Below are 19066 nucleotides of genomic sequence, written 5' to 3'. Positions count from 1 at the left end.
ATTCATTGTACCCCCACATTGTACAAGCGTCAAGAAAACAAAGTCATAAAATGTTCAAACATTTGCATACGAAAACGATAGAGAAAAATAGAAAGAAAGATAATGCACGTCCCCCTCTATTTCGCTATAATGATGAATGGATAGAAAGAGGGGAATCATGTGAAACTGCCAACACTAGAAGAACAATACAAGTCATTAGAAGACATCTCTATTTCCGCATTCGGCGCGGAACTTCTCCGGCAAATTGTCCTTCCGGAATTGCTGGGAAAAGAAGCGGCCAGCATTTTATACTGGGCTGGAAAAAGTTTAGCGCGCCGCTACCCGCTCGAAACAGTATCCGATATCATTACTTTTTTTGAAAAAGCCGGCTGGGGGACACTGTCCATTGTTGAAGAGCGCAAAGACGAACTTCACGTAGAACTGTCCGGCGACATTATTGCCGCGCGGTTTACCCTTCATGAGCATTGCACCTTCCAGCTCGAAGCGGGATTTCTCGCCCAGCAAATCGAACAACAAAAGCGCCTCGTCACCGAAGCATTTGAACAACAAAAAAGGCGGGAAAATAAAGCACTCATTATCATTAAATGGGACCGCAAACAGCAGATAGAATAATAGAAAGAAGCCTGTCCGGTGCAGGCTTCTTTCATTTTATGCGCGCACTGCCGCCGCTTCTTCGGCAAGTCCAAACGCTTCATGGAGCGCTTCAACTGCTCGAACCATGTTTTTCTCATCAATGACAGTAGAAATTTTAATTTCTGACGTGCTGACCATTTTGATTTCAATGTTCTCGCCTGCCAGCACTTCAAACATGCGCGCCGCCACCCCAGGGTTTGAAATCATGCCAGAGCCAACGATCGACACTTTCGCCAAGCCGCTTTCATATTGTACGTTTGCCTCTTCAAGCGATTGCAATACTTGAAGCGTTTCCGGCAAATCCTCCGTACGGATCGAAAAAGAAACAGACGTAATGTCCGCATTCCCCGCGCTTTGAATAATAATGTCCACATTAATGCCTCGCTTTGCGAGCGCCGTAAAAATAGTCGGCAATGCATATAAACTGTTTTTGATTCTAGACACTGTCACTCTCGTTACTTGATCTTCAAAAGCGATGCCGCGTACGATTAAATGCTGTTCCATCGAAACTTCCCCCTTCACGATTGTACCGCTTTCTTTTTCCATGCTTGAGCGCACCTCAAGCAGCACTTCATAGTTTTTCGCAAATTCCACCGCGCGCGGGTGCAGCACCCCCGCTCCTAAATTGGCTAGCTCAAGCATTTCATCATAGGAAATCTCTTTTATTTTTCTTGCTGTCTTTACATAGCGCGGGTCGGTCGTAAACACGCCAGTTACATCCGTATAAATATCGCACTTATCTGCTTTTAACGCCGCCGCCAGCGCCACCGCTGTCGTATCGGAACCGCCGCGGCCGAGCGTGGTGATCTCCCCTGTTTCCGTCACGCCTTGAAACCCGGCAACGATCACAATTGCCCCTTCATCAAGATAACGGCGGATTCTGACTGTATCAATGTTCATAATGCGGGCATTGCCGTGCATTTCTTCCGTTGTAATCCCCGCCTGCCATCCCGTTAAGGAAATGGCTTTATATCCCTTTTCCTGCAATGCCATGGCGAGCAGGGCTATGCTTACTTGTTCCCCTGTCGAAAGGAGCATATCCATTTCCCGCTTGCTTGGCTGTAAGGAAATTTGTTTTGCCAAATCAACAAGTTCATCCGTTGTCTTGCCCATTGCGGAAACAACAACGACAACTTGATTCCCCTTTTCGGCCTCCTCTATCACCCGAGTGGCCACGTGTCGAATTCTTTTGATCGAACCGACGGATGTTCCGCCAAATTTTTGTACAATAATTCCCATTTCGTCTCACCCTTTTGCCTGTTTATAAAATAAAAAAAGCAATGAGAGAAATCTCATTGCTGTGCATCACGAAAACGGAAACAAGCGAATTCGCCTCGCACAGTGAGATAGCTCTCCAAGATGAATAACATCTTGACAGTCCTACATTTCTTAAACGCAGGACCAGCGGAAAAAGCAATGAGACTTTTCCCACTTCGGCGACGCTCCCCTTTCCACACTCATCATCGGAACTCATTTTCCTCCGAATGTGTACTCTTGAAGTTCGCACCTCTATCTTCACTTCAGCGATCGGAAGTGTATGAATATGCAATTTAGAGCAATAATATCAAATTTTTATGCTATTGACAATACTACTCTCGTAATTTCTTATAAATTTTTTCAGCCACCGTGCGCGGAATGTTCGCTTGTTGCAGCTCTTCGACCGTTGCTTCTTTCATGTTTTTCAATGAACCGAAATGCTTGAATAGCGCTTTTTTTCTTTTTTCGCCGACGCCAGGAATATCGTCTAACACGGAGCGAAACATCGTTTTTTCCCGCGTCTGCCGATGGAATGTAACCGCAAACCGGTGCACCTCGTCTTGAATGCGCTGCAGCAAATAAAACTCTTGGCTGTTTCTCTCAAGCGGCACGATTTTCGGCGGATCCCCCATGATTAACTCCGATGTGCGATGCTTCTCATCCTTGGCGAGGCCGGCAAGCGGAATATTCAGACCTAATTCATTTTCCATCACATCGCGTACCGCTGCCAAATGTCCCTTCCCACCGTCAATAATAATCAAATCGGGAAGCGGAAGCTTTTCTTTTAGCACGCGCGTATAGCGCCTCCGCACCACTTCACGCATCGATTCATAGTCATCGGGCCCTTCGACTGTTTTCACTTTATATTTGCGGTATTCTTTTTTCTCCGGCTTTCCATCAATGAATACGACCATCGCCGATACTGGGTCGGCTCCGTAAATATTGGAATTGTCAAACGCTTCAATACGGTGGGGAACAGGTATTTCTAATATTTTTCCTAGGTTTTCCACCGCCTTGATCGTCCGCTCTTCGTCCCGCTCGATTAGATAAAACTTTTCCTTCAAGGCAATTGCCGCATTTTTGCTGGCCAGCTCGACCAATTCTTTTTTCTTTCCCTTTTTTGGCTGCACAATCGTGACTTCTAGCAGCTGACCGGCAAGCTCTCCGTCGACTTCGGCAGGCAAAATCACCTCTTTTGGCTTTAAATGATTGGCCTTGGTATAAAACTGTCCTAAAAAAGTCAGCAGCTCTTCGTCCGGATCTTGATACATTGGGAAAATTGATACATCGCGCTCGATCAGCTTCCCTTGGCGAATGAAAAAGACTTGCACGCACATCCAGCCTTTGTCATACGCATAGCCGAACACATCGCGGTCGATAAAGTCATTCAAGGTCATCTTCTGCTTTTCCATTGTCGCTTCAATATGGGCAATTTGGTCGCGGTATTCTTTCGCCCGCTCAAATTCGAGCGCTTCCGCTGCTTTCATCATCTTCTCTGCCAATTCTTTTTTCACTTCCTGATATCCACCGTTGAGGAAACGAACGATTTGCTCAACCATCTCTTTATTTTGTTGTTCAGACACCGGATATACACATGGGGCAAGACATTGCCCCATATGGTAATATAAACAAACACGGTTCGGCATGGTCGAGCATTTGCGCAGCGGATAGAGGCGGTCTAACAGCTTTTTCGTCTCATTGGCCGCCTGCACGTTCGGATATGGTCCGAAGTATTTGCCGCCGTCTTTTTTCACTTTTCTCGTAATGAGCAAGCGCGGATGTTTTTCCGCCGTAATTTTAATAAACGGATAGCTTTTGTCATCTTTCAGCATGACGTTATATTTCGGATCATACTTTTTAATTAAATTCATCTCTAAAATAAGCGCCTCGGCGTTGGACGAAGTGACGATATATTCAAAATCGGCAATCTCATTGACAAGTCGCTGCGTTTTTCCATCATGCGTGCCGGTAAAATACGAGCGCACGCGGTTTTTCAGCACTTTTGCTTTACCGACGTATATGACCGTACCGTTTTTATCTTTCATCAAATAACATCCCGGCTGCTCCGGGAGTATGGCTAATTTTTCTTTTAAGTGATCATGCATCATAATCACTCCATCAAATTAATTCATCCATTCATACAACGTAATGTTTCCGTACACCGGATCTGCCAGTGTGCTGGAACGATATATTTTCACTTTCCGCACATGGCGGGAAAGGGAAATCCCCTGTGCTTGAAAGCCCTTGACCACATGATCGGTCATATAAATTTTAACATGTCTATAGTTCTCCTTGTCTTGTAAAAAAAATGAAAAGTGCAATACGTCTTTGTGTGGAAAATCGACATCAAGATACTGCAATACTCGCGTTTCCTCCCATGTATATAGAACGAAATTTTCTCTGCTGTCGCGTAAATCATACGCCAACTGATAGGCTGCTGGCAACTGCAATGCTTGTTCGCGCAGATGCCATGTCCCCGTTACGAATTGCACGGCTAACACAGCCAGCGCTATGCTCCATCGATACATAGACAGATGATGGCGGACATAGCAGGTCCATCCGTACAACAAAACAAGATGAACAAGCGGGAGAATGTGACGCGGTTTCTCAATATTTTGCGCAAATAACGCCCAAAGAAAATAAACAAATCCAGAAACGAGAAGCCAGCGCGGAAACAAGAACTTCCTTGACCGCCATATCGCTGTCCATACAACCATATACAAAAAAAGCAGGATAACGTTTTGGCTTGCTATCCCTGTCCATAAAATATTATAAAAGAAAAAATGAATCACTCGTTCCCATAACGGCTGCCCGTCATTTGCCGCTGTTCCTCCCCATTCCTCAAAATGGCCGCTTGTAAATGAAAGAGCCAGTTTGAAAAAGGATTGGAAACTTCCTTCTGTCGCCGCAACCGCTGTGATCCAAATAAATTGGAAAAAGGCAGCTGCCGTCAAAAAGCAAACGATTCGGCGGACACTGCGATGTTTTTTCCAATCTTCGTACCATAAAAACAAGATTGCCACCGCAAATGGAGCATACGACAAGCGGATTCCCGTTAATAGGCTAAAAAAAGCAAGCGGAAGAAGCTGCCGTTGCCATCCATCGCGCTCTCTTGCCCACTCAACGGACCACCAGTACCACCATAGCGCCGCTAATGCCGCACCGTCCGACATCGGCTGTCCAGCAATGACCATAACATAGCTGGCTGACTGAATGAGAGCACTAATGAACAACGCAGCCGCGGTCGAGAGATATTTTTTTGCAAGAAGAACAATTGGAACGGTTGCGGAAAACATGGCAACGACACTGAAGATGGATAGCGCCTTCGCCGGGTTGTCAACGAATGCATGAACGAACATGCCGCCAAGAATGAAATACGGGTATCCCGGAAAATGCGGCTGCATCGCCAATAAATCATAACGGTCTAACGCCAAGGCAAAATCGACCTGATCCCATGTCGCCGCATAAGGGCTCGCATAATATATTTCCAGCAAGAACAAACTTGCTAATATAACGAAACTAAAATATGACAAAAATCGATTATTTCCTAGAAAATGTTTCATCGCCTTTCTCACCTTAATCATTTATAAAAAATAAGAAAAAGCACAAGACAATCATGTCTTGCACTTTTTACATCACCTTTTTCGTTTTTGGTTCAAGCGCTTGAACGACCGTTTTTGTTTGCTCCATATTTTTCTTTGTATTACGGTTCGCAACTAATAAATAAATCACGACAAAATATCCAATATAGGCAATGACTTCTTCCAGCGATGGCATGGATGAATAGCCGAAGAGCGCTTTTAAAAACACGCCGACCTCTCCTGAAAAGACAGGCGCGACGCCGTGATCGCGGAGATAATGTTCATAATCAATCGGATGTTCCGGAAGCAGCCATGTTAAATCATAAACGTGAGGCATTACGCTGCCGATGATATTTAAATCCTGAAGCATGGAAATGCCTTGGACAAGCAAGCCCGCAGCAATCAAGACGATGAACGCTCCGGTTACTTTAAAGAACGTCTTTAGCGGGATGCGCATCGTTCCTTTGAAGAAAAGGTAGCTGACAACCGCCGCAATCGCAATTCCTGTCGTCGCTCCCCATCCTTGCATCGCCGCACCGATGTTGCCATGGGTAATCGCGGCAAAGAAAAAGACCGTTTCGACACCTTCGCGGAGAACGACTAAAAACGAATGGATGACCATTCCAATGACATTGCCTGCCGTAATAAATTGATCCATCTTTCCTTCAACGCTTTTTTTCATATCGCGGCTATGCTCGGCCATCCAAAAGACCATTTGTGTCAGCAAAATCGCCGAAACAAACATAATGCCGATCTTTAAGTACGTTTCGCTTCCCATCGCGGCAAATCCAGTGAACACGACTTGGAAAAGAATTGCGACCCCAACGCTCGCTAAAATCGCCAATCCTGCCCCAAGCCAAACGTACTTTGTATATTCTTGATGGCCGACTCGCTTTAAATAAGACGTAATAATTCCGACAATCAGCAGCGCCTCGAGTGCTTCACGGAACGTAATTAACAGCGCTTGAACTTCCATCGCATGTGTCCCCCTTTGTTTCCATCCGTCATGTCCGCTTGCGACGCCATGAATACACGGCAACCCCGGCAATCACAACAATAAGAATCGCAATCGGAATCCAGTTTTTTAATTTGGATAAGTCCGTCCATTCTTTTTTCTGCACTTCTTGCGGCTTTTCCGTTGCACTTTCCGAAAAATGTCCCACTTTCAAACTTTTCAATCCAAATTGCTTTTGCAACGACGTTAAAATCGTTTCCTTGCTTTTCTTAAATTGCTCAATATCCGCTTTCTTCTCGCCGACACCAAACAATCCTGGGTTTCCTAATGACTGCAGCGCTTTATTGAATTCATCTCTTAACCGTTTATCAAGGGCTGCATCTTTGCCTTGCACCATCGGGGAAAGCGCTTCGTATGTAGCAAATGCCTTTGCTAATAACCGTTTGCTCGTATCATACTGCTCAAAATTTTTCTCGATATTTTCCAACCGGCGTGCGATATTTAAAACAAGAATTTTTTCCATAGTTTCCAAAACTGCTTCTTTATCCTTTTTGTCGAGCGCCGATAACACTGCTTGCGAAGGCTCCGTTCCCATATGCATATCGATTTCTTCTTTTACCGTTTCGAAAATTTTGCGCGCCTCCGTAAAGTTTGGCGGCTGCTCGTTTAACTTTTCAGCCATTTGTTTATAAACTTCCGCTACTTTTTCTTCATTCGGGTCGCCATAGGAGTACGCAAAAGCAGAAATCGGAATACTATTGAGAATGAATATCATCGCTAGAGAAAAAAATAAATAAAATCGCCTCATTATCGATCTCCTCCTACACCACCAATGATAATGATTATCATCTTCTATGTCAATATATTAATGAAAAAAATTCCCTTTCCTGTTCGCGAAAAGGAAAGGGCTACGAACATTGTTTGTCCGCTATGCTTGGGAGGCGATGGGCGTCTTCATCAATCACTACTTTTTTCACCGGCCGCCGCATCTCCCTCCAAATTGCTGGAAGAACGGCCGTGACATACGCGCGAAATTTAATAAATGACTGTCCCGTTGTCCGCACTTGATAGCGAATCGGTACTTCTTTGATGCGAAACCCTTTGCGAACTAAATTTAAAGTAAGCACTTGGGCGTAGTTATAATCATGGATGATCTCCGCATGTTCCATCGCTTGCCGCGAAAAAGCCCGCATCCCCGATTGCCCGTCGTAAATCCATGTTCGCAGAAGAAGCGATTGCAGAAACGTAAAGAAGTAATTGCCCAGACGGCGATGCCATTTCATCCCGCGAATCGTGCCAAGAAAGCGCGAGCCCATCGTATAGTCCGCTTCTCCCGCAAAAATCGGAGCGAGCAATTCCGGGATTTGTTCCGCCGGATATTCATTATCCGCATCAATCATCACGCCGATATCCGCACCGAGGCGGAGAGATTCCTGCAGCCCTTGGCGTACAGCGGCACCAAGCCCGCGGTTTTCCGGCATTTGATAAATGTAATCAGCGCCTGCTTCTCTTGCAGCTGCTACGGTGTTATCGGTCGAACCGTCATCAATGACCAATACTTTCACATCCACATAAGGATGGAAAGAACGCGGAATTCTGCGAATGACCTCGCCAATCGATTGCTCTTCGTTATACGCTGGTAAGAAGACGATCACTTTTTGCTTCTTCATCTTCTGCTTCCCTCTTTCGAATCGCTTCCGTTAACACGGGCCCGCGGCTATGGCTCGGGTACGGTGCGCCCAACAAATAAGCAATCGTCGGCGCCACGGATACGAGACTTTTCTTTTCATCGATCCGTTTGCCTCGCTCAATCGCCGGTCCGTACAAGAAAAACGGCACAAACCGCTCTCCTTCATCCAAATGCCCGTGTCCGCCGATGCCGTCTGCTTGTCCGTGATCGGCGCAAATGATTAACGTTGCATTTTTTAATTTTCCTTTCTGTTCAAGCCACTCGACGTACTCCTTGATAAGCGCGTCCGCTTCTTCTATTTTTTGAAGATATTCCTCGTATAATACGCCGCGGCTGTGCCCCGTTTGGTCCGTGGCAATTAATTGAACAATGAGCAAATCAGGATCTTGCTCTTCCATAATGCGTTTGGCGCGTTCGATGATATTACGGTCAGCTACGTCATTATGCATGACCGCCGTTACCGTTTCGACATCATCTCCAAACGAATCGACGAGATGGGCAATGCCAAGCAGCCGCCCCGTTTTTCCTATTTTTCTTAGTGAGTCAAAAATGCTTTCTACCTTGATGCCAAGCTTCCATACCATATTGGAGCGTATGCCGTGTTCAAACGGATATGTTCCGGTGAACATCGAGGTAAAACAAACGACAGTACGTGCCGGATAAACCGTTTCCATTTGCGTAAATTCCGTCCCCTGCTGGCGCAGCCGTTTTAAAAATGGGGCATTGGCTTGTTCAAACCGATCTTTCCGCATGCCGTCGATGACAATCACAATGACTTTCTCATTGATTGGCTCTTTTGGAACGCTGGCATTATTGGTGTATGTCGGAATGATTTTTGGCTTCCAATCAAATAACTGGCTGTGCAAAATGAAAGAAAATAAAAAGACACCTGCATAATAGAGTGCAAAGCCCGCAAGAGAAAGATCGCCTGCTTCTCGCTCCAGCTGTACGTACACATACTGCCAAATCGACAAAAGCAACAAAAATTTCGGCAACTGTTCTTGCGCGTTTCCGCTTGTCGAATCGCTATTTTTCAGCACTAATTTCCAAAAACGGGTAAAATTCCACCATGATGTACCAATGCGCAAATGATAGTAAAGCGTACCCCAAAAAAAGACGGTAAAGAAAAAATATAGCCCCAGTGCTAAACTTAGCAGCTTAATGTCGGCAAACTGCCAAACGATTAAAAACACAACGTATGGAATCCATAAATAATTTCGCAAAAATAGCGGATAGTCGTACATATAATAGATAACAAAAAGCGGAAGCGCTGCTAGAAAACCAAAGAACCAGTGTTTCATATGCTCGATGGTACCGAAACTGGCAAGATGGTAGATCGCCATCGTCCCGATAACGAAAATCGGCGTAAACGGTTTTCCCTCGTTCAGCAAATTCCAACATCGCGCCGCTACTTTTTCAAATGTTGAAGCTTCTTTCATTGTCTCTCCCTTCCTTTTTTCCAAGCCGCCCCAACGAACGAAATATCTCTTGGAGACATAAACAGCATGGCAATGCCAACTAAATAAGAAAAAACAAATTTGAACGCATGGGCCATCATCGCTGCCATATACGCGCTGTTCCAGTCCGGGACGATTCTCGTAACCGCAAACGCCATTACCGCTTCATACGTCCCCAGCCCGCCTGGAGCGATTTGAAACACTTGACCGGATACAGTGATGCTGTTGACCCATACGGATTCCCAAAAGGACAAGGGCAACCTAAGCATGTGGGTCATCTCATAAACGACAACCGCCTCACACAACCAGCTGAGCGCAATCATGCCCACCATATAAACGCCGCGTTTTCCTCTTAATGCACTTTTTATCATGCGATGGTGTTTACGAATCCATTCTGCATCCGATTTGCGTGACAGCAAAACAGTAATTGCAGCTGCGCCGATTATTCCTATAACACCAATAACCGTTGCATTGATTGCAGGAAATCGATTGGCGTATGCATACATTCCCCATGCCGACAAAAGACACAAAACCAGCATGTCCAAAAGCCGCATCACCGCCACCGAGTGAACCGCTTCATCGACAGACACGTCCTTCTGCTTTGCTAAAACAGCAACACGGGCAATATCGCCTGCTTTTAACGGAAAAATATGATTAATAAGCAAACTTAAAAAAATACCTTTGGCGTATACAATCAAAGAAATTGGTTTTCCCACGTATGACTTCCATGCCAGCGTCCTTAGCCAAAAGGAAGCGACGTATATGATCAACATCCATGCCAGCGTGTCCGGTCTTCGAAAAAGCAAGTGGAGTTGCTCAAGAAGCACCTCTCCATCGAAATAGTGGTATGTCAGCCATAGGAACACAAGGACAAGCCCGGCACCGACTAGCCGCACCGCTGCCATTGCGTGTTTACGTTTCATACGCCCTTGCCCACGCGACTGTTCGCGCCAGCCCGTCCTCGAACGTTACGCTCGGTTTGTATCCGAACGCCCGCTGTGCTTTCGTAATGTCCGCCCATGTCGCTTTTACATCTCCCTTTCGCTCCGGTGCATATCTCACCTTCATCGTTGGAAAATGCGTTTTCAGTTCTTGCAGCAATCGCTCCATCGCGATCGGCCGCCCTGATCCTAAATTAAACACATCATTTCCGCCGCGGCGGCCGAGCGCCGCTACCATTCCGCTGACGACATCATCCACAAACGTATAGTCTCTTGCTGTGTTCGTGCCGTACACGACAATCTCTTCACCACGTAACAGATGGCGGATAAACTTGCTGATCGCCATATCCGGTCGGCCCCACGGACCGTATACAGTAAAATAGCGAAAAATCGTCACCTGATAGCCGAATAGATGGGCATACGCATAGCAAAACGACTCCGCTCCGTATTTTGCGGCGGCATATGGCGAAACGACTTCTCCCGTCGCCATCTCTTCTTTCAGCGGCACATTCCCCTGGTTGCCGTAGACAGACGAGGAAGATGCGAATAACACATGCCCGGCTCCGGCTTCCCCCGCTGCCTTTAGCACATTAATCGTCGCTTTGATATCATAATCGACATAATCAAGCGGCTTAAGAAGTGAATTTGGAACACCGGGCAGCGCCGCTAAATGATACACACAATCCGGCTGATAGCGGCGAAACAATTCTTCCGTTTTTTCTCTATCTAGCAAGTCAATGCGATAAACAGGAAGATTTCCTCCCGTCAACGCACGAAATTGCCGATGCTTTCGTTCCGCCGGGTAGTAAGGATGAAAATTATCAATAACCATCACATCATGCCCAAGCGAGAGCAATTTGGCAACAAGATGGCTTCCAATAAACCCGGCTCCCCCTGTAATGAGAATTTTCAATGGATTCACCTCAAAATTAATGATTTATTCCTATTAGCATATTATCATAAGAAAATCGAAAAGCAGCAGCGCCAAAATTTGATTTCCTTCATAAGAAGGCAAAAAACCTTGCTAAAGAACAAGGTTTTTTGCCTTATCGTTATTTTGCCTTTTCCATAGCAGTGTTTAATGTTGCTTCTAGTTGGGAAAGAAGTTTTTCCCCCTCCGCTTTATTTTTCGCTTTTGCCGCCTCAAGATAGCGCTGCGCCTGATCATTCAATGACGCATAAGCTTGATCACCTAACAACGCTTTTAAGTCGCTTTCCATCATATTAATAAATAAAGCGCCTTCCAATGCAGTAATTACCGATTTATCTTGTCCCCAGCTTTCTTTACTTTCTTCATATTCATGAAGCGCCACCTTTGCCCAGCCGCGGACGAACGCTTTATTGATCGCTGCCGGATCAAGCGTTTTTACATCTGTTTGCAAATCAAATTGTTTTAAAATGTAGTCCGCTTCTTCTGGTGCATGCTTTTTCATATATGGATATACGGATTGATAAAACGCCCATCCTTCTGCTTGTTCGACTTTCGCTTCTTTTTCATCTTGTTTTGCCGCATTTGCCGCCTTTGAAGCGTAGCCGTGCGGAAGCGCGCCTGTCGCTAAATAAAAGGTTTTCATCAGCGTTTTGTCTACGACTTGTTTTCCTAAGGAGAAGGCAAGCAAATCGTCTTTTGCAGCCGCATCTTCAATTTGTGCGAACGCTCCATTAATCGCGTCCGCTAACTTTGTTCCATAAGCGGCGTCACGCTTTTCTACCGTTGGCTGTAAAATCGCGTAAAACTGCTTCGCTTCTTCGATTTCTTCTTTCACTGCTTCTTTATTTGCCCAATTTTCCTCTACTTCGGTAAATTCATGCTTGATTGTGGTATAAAATACTTTTTGCATGAGCTTATCAAAGATTTGTTTTACGACCACTGGATCGAGTGAACCATCTTTCCCTGCCGCCAGCGCAGTAGTAATATGTTGGTCAAGCGTATCTTGAAATTCGGCGTCCCGCTTTTGCACAAGCGTCTGTAAGTTTTCTTCATATAGTTTTGTCACTTTATCAAAGTCAACTTTTTGCCCTTGCTTTGCTTTTTCCAGCTCGACAAGCGCCTGTTTAAATACATCAGCATAATGGATTTCTTTCTTCTCTGTTTCCACTGTTTTTTCTTCCCTTTGTTCAGCGGCTGTTTGCTCTTTTTTCTCCGTTTTGGTTGTTGCTGTTTCTTCGCTGTTCGAGCAAGCTCCCATCATTATCGCAAACGCTGTAAAAACAGCAAGCAGCTTCCATTTAACTGACATTATGTATCCCCCTCACACCTTTTTATTTGATAATGATTTTCATTGGCATAAGTTGATTATAATAGATAATGATTATCAACGTCAATGGGATTTTTATTAAAGAAAAGAGCCTGCCAACGTTTGGGCAAGCTCTTCCCTATCATCACACTTTGATAAATGAAGGAAAAAATTCATGTCCGATAATCTCTCCTTGTATAGACTGTTTTGTCCGTTTTTTGTGGTTTAATGGCAGAAGCGGGAATAGCAGTTCAGCTACCCGATATGCTTCTTCTAAATGCGGGTAACCGGATAAAATAAAATACCGGATACCTAATTGATGGTACTCTAATAGCCGCTCTGCCACTGTTTCCGGATCCCCGACTAAAGCGGTTCCTGCTCCTCCTCTGACAAGACCAACTCCCGCCCATAAATTTGGACTAATTTCTAACGATTCTCTGCTTCCATTGTGCAACTGTTTCATACGCTGCTGCCCGACCGAATCATACCGGGCAAAAACTCGTTGTGCTTCCTGAATGGTTTTGTCGTCCACATAACGAATGAGCTGTTGTGCAGCATTCCACGCTTCCTTTTCTGTTTCGCGCACAATAATATGAAGCCGAATGCCAAATTCAATTGTACGTCCTTGCTGTTCAGCCAATTTTCTCACTTGGGAAATTTTTTCTTCCACCTGTGCTGGCGGTTCTCCCCATGTTAAGTAAACATCTGCATGTTTCGCTGCCACCTGTTGGCCTGCTAGCGACGACCCTCCAAAATAAACCGGAGGATACGGTCTTTGTATTGGCGGAAACAGAAGCTTAGCCCCAGTTACGTTGATATGTTTTCCTTTTAAAGTGACTTCTTCGCCGCTTAACAATCGTCTCCAAACTGTTAAAAATTCATCCGTTGCTTCATAGCGCTCGTCATGGCTTAAAAATAGCCCATCACCCGCGAGTTCAACGGGATCTCCGCCAGCTACGACATTAATAAGCAACCGGCCTTCCGAAATTCGGTCTAATGTGGAAGCCATTCTCGCCGCGAGTGTAGGAGACATTAATCCCGGTCGTACGGCAACAAGAAAACGCAATTGTTCGGTTTCCGCTGCCAATGCCGACGCAAGCAGCCATGGATCTTCGCATGATTTCCCCGTTGGAATTAATACCCCTTTATAGCCCAGCCGGTCAGCAGCTTGGGCAATTTGCCGAAAATAACTATACTCCGCAGTACGGCCTCCTTTTGTTGTTCCAAGATAACGTCCATCGCCATGGGAAGGGATAAACCATAATAATTCCATTTTCATTTTCTCCTTTCTATCATTCATTAAATGAGGGTTTGAGTGTTTGAAATAGATTGCAACACTTCCTTTATCCTTTCTTCAATGTCGGATGGAAAAAATATTTCTCCCGTTTCATCACGTTGAATCGTTTTGTCTAAAATAAATACTCCATGTAAAATCTCTTTTGCTCCCATAATGGAGAAAATAGGTTTTAGCGCATATTCAATCGATAACAGATGGGCAATAGTTCCGCCTGTGACGATCGGAGCAATAATCTTACCTAAAAATGCCTTTTCCGGTAACAAGTCGAGAAATGCTTTTAAAATACCCGTATAGCTGCCTTTGTAGACAGGACTTAACACCATGACCGCATCTGCCTCACGAATCCATTCGTGGGTTTGAGCAATCGCTTCACTATCGAATTTTGCATGCAGCAAATCTTCTGCCGGCAAATCCCGAACATGGATTAAATGAACATGATGCCCCCTTTTGAGCAATTCTTTTTGCAATCGGTTAGCGATCTCCGCTGTTTTGGATTGTTTAGATGGACTTCCCGAGATTAAAGTGATTGTCGTCATTAATGTCTCCCCCTTTTTTTACATCGTTCCTTTATACGTATCCTGCCAACGAAGCAGCCGTTTCTCCAATACACGGACTAATGAATCTGTAAGTTTTCCTACCACCGCAAAAAGAATAATGCCGACAAAAACAATATCCGTATTGCTAAACTGTCTTGCATCCATCATCATATATCCAATTCCTTCTGTAGAACCCATCAACTCCGCAACAACAAGACCGAGCCAGGCCGCTCCAAGAGAAAGACGAATTCCAGATAAAATAGTAGGAAGAGCAGACGGGATGATGAGCAACGTAATTTTCTCCCATCTACTAAAATGGAGAATACGTGCGACATCAAACAGCTTCGCATCGACTCCTCGTATGCCAAGAAATGTATTCACATACACAGGAAAGAACGCGCCTTTAGCGATCAATAAAATTTTCGATGTCTCTCCAAACCCAAACCATAAGATAAAAAGTGGCGCCACTGCCAAATGAGGAATCGTTCGCAGCATTTGTACCGTAGGGTCGATGACATCCTCCGTTTTGGTAGAAAAACCTACAGCAATGCCTGCAAGGAGCCCGATGCCGGCTCCAAGCAAAAATCCTGTCGCCGCTCGAAAAATACTAACTTTCAAATGGGTAAATAATTCCCCTGAAATAGTTAATTGATAAGCAGCATTCATAATATCTGCCGGCGTTGGCAAGACGGTTTTGGAAACGGTCCCTGTCATCCCAACAAGCTGCCATATGAATATAACGGATAGTGGCAATGCCGCTTGTGTCATCCACTTTTTTATTTTCTTACGGCCGAAAGCTGGAATCTTTCTTTCCCACTCTTTTCGCAGAAGCGGCTGCCTGGCAGTGATGGTTGTTTTATTCATGTTTGTTCTCACCTTCCTTCTCTAATTCTTGAAACACTTGTTTAATATATTGGTTATCGACTACTTTGCTTGTATTAATTTTTGTTTTAATGATATGTTGGGCATATTGGAAATCAGCGGTTTTTTGCTGTGCTTGAATAATATCATCCGTAATTGGCTCGTTTAATGATGGGTTGTTGCGTAATGCTCGCAGTACGACATCTTTGTCTAACTTTTTCACTTTCGCATAAATCTCTGCCGCTTCGTTAAAATGATCATTTTGCCAACGCCGAGCTTTCTCATAAATTTTTAAAAATTGGACCGTTAAATCAGGATGTTCTTTGATAAACCCCGTTCGTGCCACGATAAATGATGGTGAATATGCTTGAAGATCTTCTCCATCCGCTACGATACGTGCTTTATTTTTGATCACCTCGTAGGAAATAAACGGCTCCCAAATCGCCCAAGCATCCACTTTATGTGTATCAAACGCTGCTTGCGCTTCATCCGGTTGCAATTGAATCATTTCAACCTCTGACGCTTTCAAGCCAGCGTGCTGGAGGGCTTCATATAAGAAGTTAAATCCACTGCTTCCTTTGGCAACGGCGATTTTTTTCCCTTTTAAATCCTTCAGACTGTTAATTTTACTTCCTTGCGGTACAATGATGGCATCTCCTTTTAATCCTTCTGCTGCTTTACTGATCTCCTTAAATTCAATGTTGGCGGCTTGGGCAGCAATTACCGGAGAGTTTCCAACAACTCCGAAATCAAGATTATTGGATGCCATCGCTTCAAAATGTGGAGGTCCGCTTTGGAACTCAATCCATTTGACTTGGACTCCTTCTTTTTCCAATTCTTTTTCAAACCATCCTTTTTCTTTTGCCAGTAAAAGCGGTCCAAGACTTTGCTGAATGCCGATGCGAATCGTTACGTTTTTTTCTTTTCCTTTCGCTGTTGTACTTGTCATTGATTCCTGTCCGCAGCCAGACATCAACACGATAAACAGGCTTATAAACAGAATGAATATATGTTTCCTCATACGAGGTTCCTCCTCTCTTAAATTCCTAGTCCCTCCAGTAAAGGAGAGTTTTCCGCTGTTTCAAATTCACGTAATATGCGTTGCCTCATTTCTTGGAAAGATGGATGAACGCGCTGTCGTGGAAATGGCAATGGAACGGAAACAATTTTACGAATTTGTCCTGGCTTTGCTTTCATCACCATTACTTTCGTTCCTAAATAAACCGCTTCATCTAAGTCATGAGTGACAAGAATCATCGTAATTTGTTTATTTTGCCATATATCCAGTAAAACATCTTGCAAATGCTTTCTTGTAAAGGCATCAAGTGCACTAAACGGTTCATCGAGCAATAATATTTTTGGTTCCCGCAGCAATGCTCTCGCAATTGCCACGCGTTGTGCCATTCCCCCTGATAATTCTTTCGGGTAGGCTTTTTCAAAGCCTTTTAGCCGGACAAGCTCTATTAACTCATCCACTTTTTTCCGGACATTTACGTCTTTCAGCGATTGATTGGCTGCAATATTTTCTTCCACGGTTAACCATGGGAATAAACGATGTTCCTGAAAAATAAAGCCTTGCTCTAACCCTGGACCATCAATTTGAACACCATCTATTTCTACCGTACCTTTATAATCGGTATCCAACCCTGCTACAATTTTTAGCAATGTACTTTTCCCACATCCACTTGGGCCAATGATCGTAATGAATTCACCATTTTTTATTTCTAGGTGAACATCTTGAAGCACATGAACTCCTTGTTTTCCTTGGAAAAAACTTTTACTTTTCACATCAATCTGTATACTCACTTCGTCCTCCTCCTTTCTGCGAATGTTAGAAGAAAAATGCTGTAATCACTATTCTCATAAAACCGCCTCCTCTTTGAATCGATCTGAATGAAGAAAAATGATCTTAGTTGTTCTTTATAAAATATATAATTCCTATAGGTTAACTATGTTTATGAACGCAAAAAAACAAAGCGTTGTACCAATAGCAGTTTTTAATTCATAGTTAACCTATAAGATTTATTGATTATAAATATAAACAATTTTGTAAATTCGGTCAATTGTTTTTTTACATTTTTCGTTATCATAAATAAAAAATAAAAAAGAGATTCAGGCAATATATCGCCTGAATCCCCTTGAAGAAAAAGGAATTATACGTGTTTTTCCAGCAGTTGAACAAGCGCTTCTTTCGGTTGATAGCCTACCGTTTTGTCAACAAGCTCTCCATTTTTGAAAACGAGCAATGTTGGAATGCTCATTACCCCGAATTTCGAAGCCGTTTCTTGGTTTTCGTCGACATTCACTTTAACGATTTTTACTTTATCGCCCATTTCTTGATCCAATTCTTCAAGAACCGGTGCGATCATGCGGCAAGGTCCGCACCAAGGCGCCCAGAAATCGACTAAAGTTACGCCGTCTTTCGTTTCTGCCGCAAATGTTTGATCTGTCGCATTCACAATTGCCATTTTGCATTCCTCCTATTTCGCTAGTAATGCTGTAAGCAAAGTATACCATGTAATGAAGTTTGGCGCGAATGTTTTGCTTCGTTTCTAATATTCGCTTTCTGGCAGGAATTATGCCGTCTGGCAGACAGCAGAAAACGAGCAAAGCCGGCTTGCCTTGCCCGTTTCTGTCATAATTATGAATGCACTTTTAATTTTTTAAATTCCTCTGTCAGCAACGGAACGACTTCGAACAAGTCTCCGACAATGCCGTAGTCAGCTACTTTGAAAATGTTTGCTTCCGGATCTTTGTTAATCGCTACGATGACTTTTGAGTTGGACATCCCTGCTAAATGCTGGATGGCGCCCGAAATACCGCAGGCGATATAAAGATCTGGCGTGACGACTTTTCCTGTTTGCCCGATTTGCAACGAATAATCGCAATACCCGGCATCGCACGCGCCGCGGGACGCACCGACGGCGCCGCCTAGCACTTCAGCAAGCTCTTGCAGCGGTTTAAATCCTTCCGCGCTTTTCACGCCGCGGCCGCCGGCAACGATAACTTTTGCTTCGGTTAAATCGACGCCTTCGGCTGTTTTACGGACGATTTCTTTCACGATTGCACGCAAATCCTTAATGTCAACGGAAACCGCTTTTACTTCTCCAGAACGGGATTCATCGCGCTCTAGCGGCTGAATGTTGTTTGGACGTACCGTCACAAAAATAATGCCGTCTGTAACGATTTTCTTTTCAAACGCCTTTCCGGAATAAATCGGACGCGTAAAGATAAGGTTTCCGCCTGCTTCTTCAACCGCAACCACATCGGAAACAAGTCCGGAGTTAAGTTTAATCGCCAATTTCGGCGACAAATCTTTTCCTAAAGCGGTGTGGCCGAATACGATTCCTTCTGGTTTTTCTTCGTCAATCACTGCTTTCAGCGCTTGAGAATAGCCGTCAGATGTATAATTTTTTAAGTTCGGATGCTCTACAACAACCACACGGTCGGCGCCGTAGAAGAATAACTCATTGGCATACGATTGGACGCTTTCACCAACAAGGACGGAAACGACCTCCCCGCCCTGGGCGATCGTTTTTGCCGCCGCAATTGCCTCAAACGATACGTTTCTTAATGATCCGTCACGAACTTCTGCTAATGTAAGTACTTTGCGTGCCATTT

18 protein-coding genes and 1 riboswitch are annotated in these 19066 nt (G+C 44.4%); of the genes, 1 reads left to right on the top strand and 17 read right to left on the bottom strand.

Going from position 1 to position 19066, the window contains the following annotated elements; genetic code table 11:
* Positions 1–159 precede the first annotated feature (159 nt).
* On the top strand, positions 160–612 hold the full coding sequence (locus BV455_RS13180) for a YslB family protein (protein WP_017435459.1): 453 nt from the start codon (positions 160–162) through the stop codon (positions 610–612).
* Positions 613–648: 36 nt separating this feature from the next.
* Here the strand turns inward: BV455_RS13180 and BV455_RS13175 are convergent, their stop codons facing one another.
* The 17 genes from BV455_RS13175 to BV455_RS13095 all read right to left on the bottom strand — a co-directional run bounded on the left by BV455_RS13175 (position 649) and on the right by BV455_RS13095 (position 19064).
* The gene (locus tag BV455_RS13175; protein WP_081159614.1) at positions 649–1872 is read right to left on the bottom strand and encodes an aspartate kinase; all 1224 of its coding nucleotides are present in this window, start codon (positions 1870–1872) and stop codon (positions 649–651) included.
* 100 nt (positions 1873–1972) lie between these two features.
* A riboswitch (Lysine riboswitch) is annotated at positions 1973–2153 on the bottom strand.
* Between the two features lie 69 nt (positions 2154–2222).
* Positions 2223–3995: an excinuclease ABC subunit UvrC gene (uvrC, locus tag BV455_RS13170; RefSeq protein WP_081159612.1), complete on the bottom strand. Its 1773-nt coding sequence runs from the start codon at positions 3993–3995 to the stop codon at positions 2223–2225.
* An 18-nt stretch (positions 3996–4013) separates the two neighbouring features.
* Positions 4014–5453 carry a nucleoporin-interacting protein gene (locus tag BV455_RS13165; RefSeq protein ID WP_081159609.1) on the bottom strand — a complete coding sequence of 480 codons (1440 nt, stop codon included), beginning with the start codon at positions 5451–5453 and terminating at the stop codon, positions 4014–4016.
* A gap of 67 nt (positions 5454–5520) precedes the next feature.
* Positions 5521–6447, bottom strand: coding sequence for an FTR1 family iron permease (locus BV455_RS13160; RefSeq protein WP_017435455.1), 927 nt, complete (start codon positions 6445–6447; stop codon positions 5521–5523).
* Positions 6448–6475: 28 nt separating this feature from the next.
* On the bottom strand, positions 6476–7234 hold the full coding sequence (locus tag BV455_RS13155) for a hypothetical protein (protein ID WP_042406544.1): 759 nt from the start codon (positions 7232–7234) through the stop codon (positions 6476–6478).
* A 100-nt stretch (positions 7235–7334) separates the two neighbouring features.
* Positions 7335–8096, bottom strand: a complete 762-nt coding sequence (locus BV455_RS13150; protein ID WP_017435453.1) for a glycosyltransferase family 2 protein — start codon at positions 8094–8096, stop codon at positions 7335–7337.
* On the bottom strand, positions 8056–9555 hold the full coding sequence (locus BV455_RS13145) for an alkaline phosphatase family protein (protein WP_061579363.1): 1500 nt from the start codon (positions 9553–9555) through the stop codon (positions 8056–8058). The genes BV455_RS13150 and BV455_RS13145 overlap by 41 nt, the downstream gene beginning before the upstream one ends.
* A complete protein-coding gene (locus BV455_RS13140; RefSeq protein WP_042406552.1) occupies positions 9552–10496 on the bottom strand; it encodes a lysylphosphatidylglycerol synthase transmembrane domain-containing protein in 945 nt (314 codons plus the stop codon). Before BV455_RS13140 ends, BV455_RS13145 begins: the two co-directional genes overlap by 4 nt.
* Positions 10486–11427 (bottom strand): NAD-dependent epimerase/dehydratase family protein, encoded by a 942-nt coding sequence (locus BV455_RS13135; protein ID WP_042406554.1) that lies wholly within the window; start codon positions 11425–11427, stop codon positions 10486–10488. The genes BV455_RS13140 and BV455_RS13135 overlap by 11 nt, the downstream gene beginning before the upstream one ends.
* 139 nt (positions 11428–11566) lie before the next feature.
* Positions 11567–12754, bottom strand: a complete 1188-nt coding sequence (locus BV455_RS13130) for a hypothetical protein (protein WP_218687265.1) — start codon at positions 12752–12754, stop codon at positions 11567–11569.
* A 142-nt stretch (positions 12755–12896) separates the two neighbouring features.
* Entirely contained in the window at positions 12897–14024 is a 1128-nt protein-coding gene (ssuD, locus tag BV455_RS13125; RefSeq protein ID WP_017435448.1) for an FMNH2-dependent alkanesulfonate monooxygenase, read from the bottom strand.
* A 26-nt stretch (positions 14025–14050) separates the two neighbouring features.
* Complete coding sequence (gene ssuE, locus BV455_RS13120) at positions 14051–14584, bottom strand: NADPH-dependent FMN reductase (RefSeq protein WP_017435447.1); 534 nt, start codon at positions 14582–14584, stop codon at positions 14051–14053.
* Positions 14585–14602: 18 nt separating this feature from the next.
* On the bottom strand, positions 14603–15448 hold the full coding sequence (locus BV455_RS13115; protein WP_017435446.1) for an ABC transporter permease: 846 nt from the start codon (positions 15446–15448) through the stop codon (positions 14603–14605).
* Positions 15441–16466 (bottom strand): aliphatic sulfonate ABC transporter substrate-binding protein, encoded by a 1026-nt coding sequence (locus tag BV455_RS13110; RefSeq protein WP_218687264.1) that lies wholly within the window; start codon positions 16464–16466, stop codon positions 15441–15443. The genes BV455_RS13115 and BV455_RS13110 overlap by 8 nt, the downstream gene beginning before the upstream one ends.
* Before the next feature lie 17 nt (positions 16467–16483).
* A complete protein-coding gene (locus BV455_RS13105; protein ID WP_218687263.1) occupies positions 16484–17251 on the bottom strand; it encodes an ABC transporter ATP-binding protein in 768 nt (255 codons plus the stop codon).
* 347 nt (positions 17252–17598) lie between these two features.
* Positions 17599–17913 (bottom strand): thioredoxin, encoded by a 315-nt coding sequence (gene trxA, locus BV455_RS13100; RefSeq protein ID WP_017435443.1) that lies wholly within the window; start codon positions 17911–17913, stop codon positions 17599–17601.
* A 173-nt stretch (positions 17914–18086) separates the two neighbouring features.
* The gene (locus tag BV455_RS13095) at positions 18087–19064 is read right to left on the bottom strand and encodes an electron transfer flavoprotein subunit alpha/FixB family protein (protein ID WP_017435442.1); all 978 of its coding nucleotides are present in this window, start codon (positions 19062–19064) and stop codon (positions 18087–18089) included.
* Positions 19065–19066 lie beyond the last annotated feature (2 nt).

The sequence above is a fragment of the Parageobacillus caldoxylosilyticus genome (genome assembly GCF_019272935.1).
Taxonomy (GTDB): Bacteria; Bacillota; Bacilli; order Bacillales; family Anoxybacillaceae; genus Saccharococcus; species Saccharococcus caldoxylosilyticus.
Note: the sequence above shows the minus strand (reverse complement) of the source record. Positions and strands in the feature narration are given on the sequence as shown.